Origin of the sequence: Paenibacillus sp. HGF5 (assembly GCF_000204455.1) — a bacterium.
GTDB lineage: Bacteria > Bacillota > Bacilli > Paenibacillales > Paenibacillaceae > Paenibacillus_AQ > Paenibacillus_AQ lautus_A.
Genome location: NZ_AEXS01000055.1, coordinates 48,110 through 61,785 on the forward strand (window position 1 = coordinate 48,110; position 13,676 = coordinate 61,785).

The 13,676-nt window shown below is 54.2% G+C and carries 12 protein-coding genes; 2 read left to right on the forward strand and 10 right to left on the reverse strand.

Going from position 1 to position 13,676, the window contains the following annotated elements:
* Positions 1 to 75: 75 nt before the first annotated feature.
* From HMPREF9412_RS08895 to HMPREF9412_RS08935, 9 genes are all read right to left on the reverse strand, one after another.
* Positions 76 to 1,941, reverse strand: coding sequence for an SLC13 family permease (locus HMPREF9412_RS08895; protein ID WP_009591100.1), 1,866 nt, complete (start codon positions 1,939 to 1,941; stop codon positions 76 to 78).
* Positions 1,942 to 2,303: 362 nt separating this feature from the next.
* Positions 2,304 to 3,566, reverse strand: coding sequence for a stalk domain-containing protein (locus tag HMPREF9412_RS08900; protein WP_009591106.1), 1,263 nt, complete (start codon positions 3,564 to 3,566; stop codon positions 2,304 to 2,306).
* Between the two features lie 75 nt (positions 3,567 to 3,641).
* Positions 3,642 to 3,977 (reverse strand): hypothetical protein, encoded by a 336-nt coding sequence (locus tag HMPREF9412_RS08905; protein ID WP_009591102.1) that lies wholly within the window; start codon positions 3,975 to 3,977, stop codon positions 3,642 to 3,644.
* A 170-nt stretch (positions 3,978 to 4,147) separates the two neighbouring features.
* Positions 4,148 to 4,414, reverse strand: coding sequence for a hypothetical protein (locus HMPREF9412_RS08910; protein ID WP_009591085.1), 267 nt, complete (start codon positions 4,412 to 4,414; stop codon positions 4,148 to 4,150).
* A 66-nt stretch (positions 4,415 to 4,480) separates the two neighbouring features.
* Positions 4,481 to 5,344: an inositol monophosphatase family protein gene (locus HMPREF9412_RS08915; protein WP_036671729.1), complete on the reverse strand. Its 864-nt coding sequence runs from the start codon at positions 5,342 to 5,344 to the stop codon at positions 4,481 to 4,483.
* Positions 5,345 to 5,607: 263 nt separating this feature from the next.
* Positions 5,608 to 6,609: a UV DNA damage repair endonuclease UvsE gene (gene uvsE / locus HMPREF9412_RS08920; RefSeq protein ID WP_009591122.1), complete on the reverse strand. Its 1,002-nt coding sequence runs from the start codon at positions 6,607 to 6,609 to the stop codon at positions 5,608 to 5,610.
* Positions 6,606 to 6,923, reverse strand: a complete 318-nt coding sequence (locus tag HMPREF9412_RS08925; RefSeq protein ID WP_009591113.1) for a hypothetical protein — start codon at positions 6,921 to 6,923, stop codon at positions 6,606 to 6,608. The genes uvsE and HMPREF9412_RS08925 overlap by 4 nt, the downstream gene beginning before the upstream one ends.
* Before the next feature lie 98 nt (positions 6,924 to 7,021).
* Entirely contained in the window at positions 7,022 to 8,116 is a 1,095-nt protein-coding gene (locus tag HMPREF9412_RS08930; protein ID WP_009591110.1) for a D-alanine--D-alanine ligase, read from the reverse strand.
* A gap of 45 nt (positions 8,117 to 8,161) precedes the next feature.
* Entirely contained in the window at positions 8,162 to 9,184 is a 1,023-nt protein-coding gene (locus HMPREF9412_RS08935; RefSeq protein ID WP_009591119.1) for an amidase domain-containing protein, read from the reverse strand.
* 316 nt (positions 9,185 to 9,500) lie between these two features.
* On the opposite strand from HMPREF9412_RS08935, the gene acnA reads away from it, so the two are divergent.
* Positions 9,501 to 12,218: an aconitate hydratase AcnA gene (acnA, locus tag HMPREF9412_RS08940; RefSeq protein ID WP_009591082.1), complete on the forward strand. Its 2,718-nt coding sequence runs from the start codon at positions 9,501 to 9,503 to the stop codon at positions 12,216 to 12,218.
* A gap of 182 nt (positions 12,219 to 12,400) precedes the next feature.
* Positions 12,401 to 12,556, forward strand: a complete 156-nt coding sequence (locus tag HMPREF9412_RS32860; RefSeq protein WP_009591125.1) for a hypothetical protein — start codon at positions 12,401 to 12,403, stop codon at positions 12,554 to 12,556.
* Positions 12,557 to 12,797: 241 nt separating this feature from the next.
* Here the strand turns inward: HMPREF9412_RS32860 and HMPREF9412_RS08945 are convergent, their stop codons facing one another.
* Positions 12,798 to 13,538 carry an IclR family transcriptional regulator gene (locus HMPREF9412_RS08945; protein ID WP_009591105.1) on the reverse strand — a complete coding sequence of 247 codons (741 nt, stop codon included), beginning with the start codon at positions 13,536 to 13,538 and terminating at the stop codon, positions 12,798 to 12,800.
* Positions 13,539 to 13,676: the final 138 nt, after the last annotated feature.

The window sequence follows — 13,676 nt, forward strand, 5'->3', positions numbered from 1 at the left end:
CCTCAAAATGGAATAACACCCGCATGCGCGATCCTCATCGGATTGAACATGCGGGTGTTAGGTGCCGGTTCCCTTTTAAAACGGAAAGAACAGCGGCAGTACCGCCATCATGACGAGCCCGATCGTCAGTTGAAGCGGCAGGCCGACCTTCACGTAATGACTGAATTTATAACGTCCTGCCGACATGACGAGCGCGTTCGGCGGCGTGGAGAACGGGGACGCAAAACACATGCTCGCTCCAATCGAAACGGCGAACAGAAACGGATACGGACTCGCTCCCATCTGGATCGCAGCCGATAACGCAATCGGCGCGAATAATACCGCGCAGGCGGTATTGCTGATAAACAGCGTTAGCAGCGAAGTGGTGAAATACACCCCTGCCAGCAGGGCAAGCGATCCATAGCTGCCCAGGGAATGAACCAGCATATCCGAGATCAGCGTGGCGGCTCCCGTCTTCTCGATGGCAATGGACATCGGGATCATCCCTCCAATAAGGACGATGCTCTCCCAGTTGACCGTCTTATAGGCTTCCTCCATATTGCGGACGCAGCCGAACACCACCATCAACACCGCGGCAATCATCACGGAGGCCACCGCCGGAATCCATTCCGTCACGAGCAGGATCACCATCAGCAGCATGATCCCCGCCGCGATCGGCGCTTTGTGATCCATCGTCAATTTGCGCGACTCCTCTGCCGGCTGCCCCACCACCACGACATCCGTCTGCTCGGCTGCCAGCAGGGCAATGTCCTTCCACGTGCCCTGCACGAGCAGCGCGTCGCCAAAGCGCATTTTCTCTTCCTTCAGATGATGCAGCAAATACTGTTCTTTACGCTGGATGCCCAGAATGTTCACCCGATACTTCTCGCGGAATCCCGAATGCTTGACGAGCCGGCCGATCAGACGCGAGGAAGGCGTCAGCATCACCTCTGCAATGCCGACGTCGCTTGTGGCGTACTGCGACTCTTCGGCATGTTTACGGTGCTCGGGCACACCCTGGTCCAGCATGACAAGCCCGTATGTCTCCGCAAACTCCGAGGCCCGCTCGAATGGACCATTCACGTACAGAATATCCTCTTCCTCTATCACGGTCCCGGGCCCCGCGATCTCCTGATTGATCGTTTTGAAGAATTGATTCTTGGCCGACATTTTACGGCGGATTTCAATGATGTTGATTTCGAACTGTGCCGGAATATCCAGCTCCCGCAGCGTCTTGGAGCGAATGGAGGAAGCGGCTCCAACCTGAATCCGATACAGGTTCTGGGTCAGCCGATACTGCTTGGCCAGCTCCCTGAGCGAGCGTCCGCCCTGGTTCCCCGTTCTCCCTTCTTCATTGCTGGGAAGATAACGGCGAAGGAACAATATCGCGAGAATCCCGGTTGCCAGACACACCAGGCCGATCGGCAGAAAAGCAAAAAACGACAACCGTTCGTACCCTGCGTTAATCAGCGTCTCCTGAATCACAAGGTTCGGCGGCGTTCCGATCAAGGTGAGCATGCCGCCCAAGCTGCTTGCAAACGCAAGGGGCATCAGCAGCCGCCCCGGATTGATCTCCGCGCTGTATGCCAGGCTGACAACGATGGGCAGCATCACCGCTACCGTGCCCGTATTGCTGACGAATCCGCCGATGAGCGACGTCACCAGGATGATCATGATCAAGAGCCGGGTCTCGCTTCCCCCGCCAAGCTTCAGCAGCTTCCCGCTGGCCATCTTGGCCAGCCCGGTCTGGAAAATGCCGCCCCCCACAACAAACAAACCGATCATCATGATGACAACCGAATTGGAAAAGCCCGACAGGGCTTCAGCCGGACTTAAAATGTCCGTTAGCATAAGTACCATCAACACGCCGATCGCGACCAAATCCGACCGCACTTTTCCCGACATGAACAATACGGATGCCACGGCCAAAACAGACAACGTAATGATCATCGGTCCATTCATTCCTTGATCCCCCTATAATGCCATATCTATGTTTCTTCCAAGATTCGACATTCGATAAGCCTTTCCCTGCCCATTTCACGGATCTGCCACTTTCCGGTCCGGAGCGGGCGGCCAATCTGCGCCAACGTCACACCACCCATTCAAGGGAAATGATGTAGTATTGTAACACCTGCCGGGAGCATCTCATGTTAAAAACGTCACAACCCTGTGTGCAAATCTCTAGACGATATCCCCATCCGATCCTCTATCGCACCGTCGACCATAACGAGGGGTAAAAAAGGATTGCTCTCGTAGGCCGTCACGGAGAAATCACAAAAAAAGCTGCATCGGCTCCTTCCAGCCGGTGCAGCTTGCTCATGGAATTACAAATTGATGAATGCGGTACGCAGTTTGGAGCTGTACTGAACGTCAAAGCCCAGGCCGGATGCAATCACGGCGAGCGGCACGTAGGTTTTATCCTCTTTTCCTACCTTGTGCAGGAAAGCCGGCGTATCGATCGGTACGGTCGTTCCGTTGACTTGAACGGTTTTGGCGCCGATCTTCACCACGACCGTCTGGTCTCCGAAGGTAATCGTTGCGCTGGATGTTTTATTCTCCCACTTGGTAGTCGCCCCCACGACGTTCACGATATCTTGTATGGCTACGTAATTCAGGTTGTCGCGGAGGATCGGCTTGTAAGGCGTATTCAGCTCCTGCCCTTTCACGACGATGCGCATCGGCTGCCCCTCATTTTGAACAGGAGGTTTCTGATAGCTGCCCCAGATCGTCTCGGCAAACACGCCGGCCATCGTTTCGTATCCGTATTGGTTCGGATGGATGTCATCCTTCAGGATATGGGTCATCGTCAGCTCGGAGCCCACGAATTTCTTCGCGACATGCGCTACCTTGATGTCTACGCCCTGGGTTGCAAAACCGCCGGCCACCCCGTCCACCAGCTTCGTGAACTCACCGGATGCCGCAAGCAGTTTTGCGTATGCAACTTCATCGGCGATTTTGGGAACCGGATTATACTGGTCGGCCACGACGATCGCGGCATCCGGATTCAAGGAATGCAGGCCTGTAATGACGGATGACACGTTGTCCTTATAGATCTGGAACAGTTCCTGCATCTTGGCTTGCAGCTGCTCATCGCTTAACGTTTCCACGGTGCTGACAAGACTCATCATGTCATTGCCGCCGATGGTAATGGTGATCAGATCGGCTTCGGCGATAATCGGCTTGGCTTTCGCTGCATCGGCGCCGATCTGCTTGGTCCGCGGATCGATGCTGCTGAGTCCCGGCTGCAGCTCCTCCGGCGTGATCGCCCGTTCGTCCAGGACGGCCTTGACGTAGTTGTTCAGCCCGTCGGTCTTCAACCCGCCGATCCCCAGATTCGTGACTTCGGTCCGGCCATGGAACAGCCCTTGCTCATACAGCCGGTCAACAAAACCGTACGGTTTGCTGTTCAGATCCATTCCCGGCTCATACCCGACGGTCAGCGAATCCCCCAGCGTTACGATACGATATGTATTCTTAGCCGCAGCCTCATCGGCATAAGCCGGCGCAACGCCCGGTCCGACTAGCGCCACCGCGAGCGTCAAGCTGCCGGTTACTGCCGCCAGCCCCTTCTTCCATTGTTTGAACATGACTTCACTCCCTTAACGTTCGAATATCTTGATACAGCCTTATTTTACCACCACCACCAGGCGAATGGTACCGAATCAAGCCGGGCGAGACGGCTTCATGAGAAGATAAGCGAATAGATAACCTATGGAGGTAACTCCAAACCAAGCAAATATCCCTGGCGTGCCTGCCATATACAGGCTTGGCAGTATCGACCATCCAAAAGCCATCAGCAGCAGCAATCTGTACGAATACACCATCGCAATCAACGCCAAGCAACCTGGCAGAAAGAGCATAATGAACGTATTCAGGGCCGGACTCCAGTTCATAACGTCCGTATACGGATTAAAGATGATAAGTATGCACCACAACAGGATGGAACCCACACCTGATAATCCTGCCAAAAAATAGGAAGCCTTCAGCTGAACCCGCATTGTTTCTCCTCCCCCCTATATGGACAAGGTCGTACATCCTGACTCCGTCTTGAAGAGTCTTATCTTGATTGCTATACAAAAAAATGGACAGCCCGTTTCATGCTGTCCATTCCTGATACCGAACTAGGATGATGTTACGCTCCAATACCGCGATATTCCTTCAAGCGCTATCACACGTCTTCGCCTGAATCCTCAGGCTTATCCTTCTTAACCGCCTTATCGATGTACTTGTCATAGCGGTCATCCAATTCCTTTGCCATGCTGCGGTATTTGAGCGTCTCCTCCACGATGGGATCGAGCTGCGTCTGAATCCGGATCTCATATTTCGGAGAGAGCAGCCTGCGCTCCTCCTTCTCCCGATCCTTCTTCTCCATTTCACCGTCCGTTAACATCTCGCTGAGCTGGCGCTCCAAATCCTGATCCGACTTCTCATTCATCGTACGCACACTCCTTTTATCAAGCGGTTAATAGTGAACGGCATTCCTCTTGCGGATGGTGACCGTTTAGCGGACCAAAGCCTCGCCCGCATCTTTTAGCGTATCCAAAAAACGCTGATGAATCAACCCGTTGGTTGCAGCCAAATGACGCACCGACAGATCGTAGGGCCGTCCTTCCGTATCGGTTACTTTGCCGCCGGACTCCTGAACCAGCAGCGCGCCTGCGGCAACGTCCCAGGCACTCAAGCCGTGCTCCCAGTATCCGCTCAGCCGGCCGGCCGCCACATAAGCAAGATGAAGCGCGGCGGAACCGCCCGCCCTTACATTGCGTACCATCGGCAGCAGCGCCTGAAGCTCCGCCATGTTGAGCGGCAGGTTGACCTTGCTGTCCAGCGGGAAGCCCGTGGCCAGCAAGCTGTCCGACAATTGCTCCTCCGTGGAGACATAGGTTGGATTGCCGTGAACGTAAGCCCCCTTGCCTTTTTCCGCCACGAACAACTCGTCCCGGGAAGGGTCGTAGATAACGCCGACAATCACTTCTCCATGATGAGCCAGCGCGATGGATACGGAGTAAAACGGAAATCCGTGAACATAGTTCGTCGTGCCGTCCACAGGATCGATAATCCAAAGATACTCTTCGTCTTTGGCTTCCTCAAGCGCCTTCGCATAGGCATCCGTACCAGGGGCAACCCCTTCTTCTCCCAGGATCGCATGATCCGGGAAGTGCGTCAGGATCAGCTTGCGGATCATCTGCTCCGCGCCTTTGTCGACCTCGGTTACGATATCCTGTGCCGAAGACTTGGTGCTCAGCTGCTTGACGGTGCCCAGTTTGCTCTTAATCCATTCTCCCGCTTTCGCGGCGCAATTAATCGCAACGGCGGTATAGCTCTTACTGCTGACAACATAAGGAATCTTTTCATTCTCGTTCAAAGCACTCACTCTACTTTCTATATAAATCTAGTAATCTTGGAAATCTCTACATCCTATTCAGTCATTACGGTAGCCGATAGGGCAGCCACGCGAAAATTCCGCCTATTTCAATAAAAGTCCGTCCTATGCTGTGCACCTGAATGCTTGGCGAGAACGAACTTTTTAGTCCAATGTCATTATCTTAAGGGGAATCCCTGTTTGGCTACTTCCAACGTAACCCAAAACCCATCAACTTGCAAGTGTTAACAAGCTCAACTTATCGGTTAAGGGTTCACTTCGATGGAAGCACCGTCGAGTATGGTAATGCCCTCTTCCGTATAATTTCCCAGATCCCTCATCAGGTCAAACAAGGCGCCGTCCTTCATCTTCGCTTCAATCATGACGTCCACTTTCGGCGTAGCCCCGGCAATATTCCTTAAAAAAGCCAGCAGCGGCACGACATCCACCCCGTCCGCATGGCTGCGGATATCGGTCTTGCTCTTGGGGCTGGAGACATGAATCTTAGGCGGCAGCGGCTGCGCCCGGTCCGAATCGGCCTGCGCAAGCGGCGTCTCCCAGGTGCGAAGGATATCCGGCCACAGCTCCCAGGGCACCTCGCCATCGTTATTGACCCACTGGTGATGGATATCCAGCACCATCGGCAGCCCCGTTTGCTGGCATACGGCCAGCGTTTCCTGGGCGGTAAAGGTTTTATCGTCATTTTCAAGGGTCAGCCGTTCCTTGATGTGGGGGTTAAGCTCACGGAAATGTTCAACGAATCGGGCGGCTGCCGAAGGCTTGTCCCCATAAGCTCCCCCGATGTGAATGTTATTCTTCATGGAAGCAGGCAGTTCCATCGCCTGCAGCATATGGACGTGCGACTCCAGATCACGGATCGAATTGACCAATACCTCAGGACGCGGCGTGCTCAGCACCGTGAAATGATCCGGATGGAAGGAAACCCGCATCCCGTGTTTTTTCACGAATTCCCCAATGGCCTGAAAGCCTTCCCGCAAAGCCGGGAACGGATCCCAGTCCCGCATGTCGTTATGCGTGGCCAGCGGAATCAGCTTGGACGAGAAGCGGTATACCTTGATATCGTGAGCCGCATTATGCTTCAGAAGCCGAAGGGTATTATGTAGGTTCTCATTCGCGATCCGCTCCAGTTTGTGTAGGCCGGCCTCACGGTCATTCAGCTTCATGAAACTCTTCATCGTCATCGTCTTGGAAGGAGAAGCATTCTGCACGACCGTGGACATGGCCACATAACCGAAACGGACAATCATGCATGGTCTCCGAAGAACATCTCGTGCGCGAGCGCGGTCTGTACGCGCGCTTCCTCATCCGTCAATTTGCGGATGAGCTGCAGCTCGACCGAAGTGACCTCCCGCCCCTGGAAGTTGATCTCCGATACGCATGCGGTGATCAGGACGATGGCCACCGCCCGGTTATCCGGCGTATAGGCAATGACCTTCTGTCCCGTCGGAAACACCCGGAGCCCATCCTTCAGCATTTTGCCGCGGCCGTATTCCAGCAGCTCGTAGAGCTCCTGCTCGCTTTTAAACTTACAAACGGAATTGAATTCGGTTTGAAATCCCATATCATGTCTCTTCCTTTCATCCCAAAATATTAGACTCAAGGGGAGCCGTAATGAATAGCGCGGACTCCCCCTGGTGTTTCATATCCTATTGTGACGGCTTACGCCTGGTTCTCATAAATCAGGGATTGCTTGCGATGGTACCGCTCAAGGCCCAGCTCGATCATCCGGTCAAGCAGCTCGCGATAGGATACGCCCGTCTCCCGCCACAAGAGCGGGTACATGCTGAACGGCGTGAAGCCCGGCATCGTGTTCACTTCGTTGATCAGTATCGCGTTGTCCGAACGGCGGACAAAGAAGTCGGCGCGGGTAATGCCCCCGCCCTCAATCGCTTTGAAGGCGGCAATGGCCAGGTCGCGCAGCCGATCCGCCGTATCCGGGTCGATCTCGGCCGGGATTTGCATCTGCGACTGGCCATCCGTATATTTGGCCGCGTAGTCATAGTATTCACTGGAAGAGACGATTTCACCCGGAACGGACGCCATCGGCTCGTCATTGCCGAGCACGCTGACCTCCACTTCGCGCGCATCGACGAACTCTTCAACGATGATCTTGTCATCGAAGCGGAGCGCGGATTCAATCGCTGCCTTCAGCTGCTCCCGGTTCTTGGCCTTGGAAATCCCGACGCTCGAGCCGAGGTTAGCCGGCTTGACGAAGCTCGGGAATCCGAGTTTGTCCTCGATGTTCTTGAGCACTTCATGCTGGCCCCGCTCCCACTGGGTGCGGTTGAAATAGCAGTACTCGCATTGCGGCAATCCTGCCTGGGCAAAGAGCTTCTTCATGACGACTTTGTCCATCCCGGCAGCGGATGCAAGCACGCCGGTTCCCACGTAAGGGATGTCCGCCATTTCGAACAGCCCCTGGATCGTCCCGTCCTCGCCAAACGTCCCGTGAAGCAGCGGGAACATAATATCGACCGCCTGATTCTCTTCCCCGTACAGTCTGCTGAACACGGCGTTCAGCGCCGTTTGCGTGCCTTCCCCTTCAGCCAGCTTCAATTCCTCCTGCCGGGCGAAAGGAGCCGACATCTTGCTGCCGATTCTCCAGGTTCCCTGCTTTGAAATATAAAACGGGACCATCTCGTATTTATCAAAATCAAAAGCGTTCATGACCGCGAATGCCGTGGATAGCGACACCTCATGCTCGCCGGATTTCCCCCCGTATACTAAACCAACCGTCAATTTATCCTGTCCCATGTTAACCTCTCTCTTGTCCGTATTGCAGCATGACATGCTGTCATCTTAAAAATAATCGGGAATATGGTAAAACCGGTATTCGGTGTTATCGTTCCAAGCATAGGAATCCCGGTAGTCCCAATAGCGGTGGCGGCTTGACACCGTATGCGCATTAACCAGCGGCATCCCGCCCGCGTCAAACGCCGTCACGATGGTGCTGTGCTGAAACGCGCCGTCGCCGTCCCAGTCGTACACGATAACGTCCCCCAGCATCAGCTGTTCGGGACGCTCCACCCGCTCGGCCCGGAGCCCCGTGGTACTGGCATTCAGATAATGCGCGAAGCTGTTCGACACCGCCCAGCTGTAGCTCCACCACTCCCGTTTGTTGACGTATCCCTTGTACCACCATCCCGTTTCTCTTTTACCAGTATAGTGGATTGGGGCTTTGCCTGCAAAGAGGCACTGGGAGATATAGTTCGTGCAATCCACGTCGAATTCCTCAAACTCCGGATTCCCCGAATCCCACCAACGGTCGGCATAGGCAGCCGCGGCTTCGCGTTCGTAACGTCCCGATCGCGGACTGCTGCCAGCGGCGTATACGCGTCCGTTCATGAAGGGAGTGGACGGCTCCCTTCCGGCCGCGTCCGACCCTGCTCCCGGAATATCGGCCCTCTGCAAAGGATGGCGTTCATCCTGCAGACGTTCAATGCCGACGATCAGCCAGGCATCCCCGTCCCGAATCAGCGTCAGCCGTTCCCCGACAACCGTGTCTTCCCGATGCGTCATCCCTCTTTTTTCATAATAAAAAACGCTGTGGAGCCGCACATCGGCCACCACATCATCCTCCGTTTCCCTCAGTATGCGCTGAAGACGGGCGCGGGTCTCGCTCTTAAGCGGCGTTGCCTCCCGCTCCGCATACCACGATTGCAGGCGAAACTGCCTCTCTCCTCTCTCTACCAGGTAGTTCAGGTCCGCCACAATCTGCTCTTTCAGGCCTGAGGAATAGTCCACGCGATTTTGGTTATATTGATTGACGTAAATATATAGAGCTTGCTTCCAAGGCTTCTCTGCTTGCTTCAAACTGTTCATCCTCTCTCCTCCTCTAACCTTGCCATTCACGCCGTTCCCTATCACAACTATATGAAGCAAATCTTCAGGCTATGAGCTTCGGTCAAGAGAATGCAGAAACACGGGATTGCAGCGGCTGCTTTCCGGTAAGAAAACAGGCTTGTTTTCACCTTTTTGAAATGCGTTTCTTCTATAAAAAATGCTTTACGCGGGGAGTTGAAAACGTTATACTTAAAGTAGTCAATTTATGAAATTAGGTTTCATCTAGTGAAACCGAAAAGGATTTAACCCTAACTGTCTTTATTCGATTTATGAAATGACTTAAGGAGGTTCATCAATGCCAGCAAAGGATCAATTCTCCATCTCTCGCAACCTAGAGGTGGGCGGTAAAAGTTACCGCTATTTCAGCCTGCAGGCGCTCGAAGAGCAAGGATACGGCAGCGTGTCCAAGCTTCCTTTCTCCATTCGGGTGCTGCTTGAAGCTGCCGTTCGTCAGTTTGACGGACGCGCGATTACTGAAGATCATGTAAAACTCTTGTCCAAGTGGAACGAAGGACGCGACAACAACAAGGAAATTCCGTTTATCCCTGCCCGTATCGTACTGCAGGACTTCACCGGCGTACCCGTTGTCGTAGACCTTGCAGCCATGCGCGACACTGTAAAAAAATCCGGCGGCGATCCTAAACAGATCAACCCGCTCGTTCCGGTCGACCTCGTTATCGACCACTCCGTCATGGTCGACGCTTTTGGTACCGACCAAGCGCTTGAAACGAACATGAAGCTTGAATTTGAGCGCAACGAGGAGCGTTACCGTTTCCTCCGCTGGGCTCAAACGGCATTCAACAACTTCCGCGCGGTTCCTCCGGGAACAGGTATCGTTCACCAGGTTAACCTGGAGTACCTGGCTTCCGTTGCGGCTACGAAGACCGTTGACGGCGAAACGCTGGTCTTCCCTGATTCCCTCGTAGGCACGGACTCCCATACAACCATGATCAATGGTCTTGGCGTTGTGGGCTGGGGCGTCGGCGGCATCGAGGCGGAAGCCGGCATGCTCGGCCAGCCGCTGTACTTTGTCACCCCTGAAGTTATCGGCTTCAAGCTGACAGGCAGCCTGGCAGAAGGCGCTACCGCGACTGACCTTGCCCTCACGGTAACCGAGCTTCTCCGGAAGAAAGGCGTCGTAGGCAAATTCGTAGAATTCTACGGTCCAGGCCTCGCCAACATCAGCTTGGCTGACCGCGCAACGGTTGCCAACATGGCTCCGGAATATGGCGCTACGATCGGCTTCTTCCCGGTTGACGACGAAACGCTGGCTTATCTTCGCAACACGGGCCGCTCCGATGAGCAGGTTGAGCTTGTGGAGAACTACTATAAAGCGCAAAACATGTTCCGTACGGCCGATACGCCGGACCCTGAGTTCTCCGACGTAATCGAACTGGACCTGGCTTCGGTTGTGCCGAGCTTGGCCGGACCGAAACGTCCGCAGGACCGTATCGAGCTTACCAGCATGAAACAAAACTTTAACGACATCATCCGTACGCCGATCGATAAGGGCGGATACGGCCTCAGCGATGAGAAAATTGCAGAAACCGTTAAAGTCAATCATAAAGACGGCTCTACCAGTGAAATGGGAACGGGTGCCGTTGTTATCGCGGCCATCACCAGCTGTACGAACACGTCCAACCCAAGCGTTATGCTTGGCGCAGGTCTCCTGGCGAAGAAAGCCGTTGAACGCGGCCTGACAAAGCCCGGCTATGTGAAGAGCAGCTTGACTCCAGGTTCCCTTGTCGTTACCGACTACCTCGAGAAGTCCGGTCTCTTGCACTACCTTGAAGCTCTCGGCTTCTATGTTGCAGGCTATGGCTGCGCAACTTGTATCGGTAACTCCGGTCCATTGCCGGATGAAGTGAGCGAAGCGATTGCCGACAACGACATGACGGTAGCCGCCGTATTGTCGGGTAACCGTAACTTCGAAGGTCGCGTGCATGCTCAAGTCAAAGCCAACTACCTGGCTTCGCCGCCGCTGGTTGTTGCATACGCTCTGGCAGGCACGGTGAACATCGATCTTCAGAACGATCCGATCGGGTACGATCCGAACAATGAGCCTGTGTATCTGAAGGACATCTGGCCAACGAGCGCGGAAATCCGCGAAGCGATCGGCCTGTCCGTCAGCCCTGAAGCATTCCGCGCCAAGTACGAGAACGTGTTCACCGCCAATGAGCGTTGGAACAAGATTCCTGTGCCTGAAGGCGAGCTGTACGAGTGGGACGATCAATCCACTTACATTCAGAACCCGCCGTTCTTCGAAAGCCTGGGCAACGGCCTGAACGACATCCAGGACATCAAGGAAGCGCGCGTGCTGGCTCTCTTGGGCGATTCCGTTACGACGGACCACATCTCTCCAGCGGGCAACATCGCAACGAACAGCCCAGCCGGCAAATATCTGAGCGATCGCAACGTGGAACGCAAAGACTTCAACTCCTACGGCTCCCGCCGCGGTAACCACGAAGTCATGATGCGCGGTACGTTCGCTAACATCCGGATCCGTAACCAGGTCGCTCCAGGTACGGAAGGCGGCGTTACGACTTACCTGCCAACGGAAGAAGTGATGTCCATCTATGATGCTTCGATGAATTATCAAGCAGGCGGACAAAACCTCATCGTTATCGCAGGTAAAGAATACGGTACGGGAAGCTCCCGCGACTGGGCGGCAAAAGGTACGTATCTCCTCGGCGTCAAAGCTGTACTGGCTGAAAGCTTCGAGCGTATTCACCGCTCCAACCTGGTGGGTATGGGCGTTCTTCCGCTTCAGTTCCAGGAAGGTCATGGCTGGAAGAGCCTTGGTCTGAACGGCCGCGAGACATTCGATATCCTGGGCCTCAGCAACGACGTGAAGCCAGGCCAGGAATTGACGGTTGTCGCTACGCGCGAAGACGGAACGCAATTCGAGTTCCAAGCTATCGCTCGTCTGGACAGCATGGTGGACGTGGATTACTACCATAACGGAGGTATCCTCCAAACGGTACTGCGTCAAATGATCGCATCGAACCAATAAGGCATTCTTATAGGTGATTTGGCCTTAGTCAAAAACCCCCATCATCCGCGCATGGATGGTGGGGATTTTGTTATTTTCCGGTACTTCTTTCCTGAATATTGGAAATCCCGTTTCGAATGTTGCCATGGAGGTTAATTGGTAAAAAACATTCCCGGAAATCCAGACTTAGGAGGAAGGTACCTATGATCAAAATACATACGATGTCATCGCTCCATTATCAATACCAACGGCCGCAGCCGGTGGCAGCGCCTAAGAAAGAGGAAGCGACGGACAAACCCCTGACCTTTCAAGAAATCCTTAATCAGAAAATGAAGGAAAAGAACGTGAAGCTGACCTAAGTTGCGCTTACCTGTTAAAATACTGGGCTGCAGCGACAAAAGGACCGTTCCCCGCGATCACCAAGATCATGGGGGACGGTCCTTTTCCATCCTGATAGGAATATCGTTTATATGGGCGAGCCTTCTCCAAAGAGGGACAGCGTTTGGACGGTGTGTTATTCCGGGTGGCTGTATCACATTCAGCCTCCCGGTCATTCAATAACTTATAGTGATGCTGTCTCTGATCCGGCAATAGAATAAATTAAATCATCATTCCCATTTCCCGTGCCGCTTCCATCAGGATTGGCGCATGCTCGCGAAGCGTTTCGGCCGATAGGCGGGTTACTGGCCCTGACATCGACAACGCGGCAGCAACGCGGCCGCTGCGGTCGAAGATCGGCACCGATACGGCAGCCGCTCCAGGCTCGCGCTCTTCGATGCTGATCGCGTAACCGTTCTCTAGTATTTCCGCCAGCTGCTGCCGGTACGCGTTCTTATCGACCGCCTCCGGCCAATCCGGCGCATTCAGCAGCTCCTCCTGGTCCGCCTCAGGCGCAAAGGCCACAAGAACCTTGCTGGACGCGCCCACCGAGAGCGGCAGCCGCACGCCGACCTGGGCGACCCGGCGGATCCCCTGGTTGCTCTGAACCGCTTGAATCCGAAGGCGATCCGAACCGTCCCTTAAATACAGACTTACCGTTTCCCCAAGCCGATCCCGCAAAGCCTCCATCGCCGGCTGAAGGCGAATGGCAGGGTCGTCGCTTTGGGACAGATGCATCGACAGCTCCCATATTTTCAAGCCGAGCCGGTATTTCTCCGTCTCTTTGTTCCGCACGACGAATCCTTTGTCTTCCAGCGTTGTTAGCAGCCGATGGACGGTGCTTTTATGTAATCCGATAAGGGAAGAAATTTCCGTGAGAGCAAGTTCGCCATCCTTCGTAAAACACATCAAGATATCAAGGGCCCGCTCTACGGCGCGTACCGTCAATTTGCGGTCTTCCATCCCGATCAGCTCCTCTCCTGTTTCATTGTATGAAACCTGGTTACAAGAATTATATGAGAATTCTTCTCAAAAGTAAACCATGGGGACAGGGACTTTACAGTTGTCTTACAATCTATGGTTTTGCATTGACTTTATAGG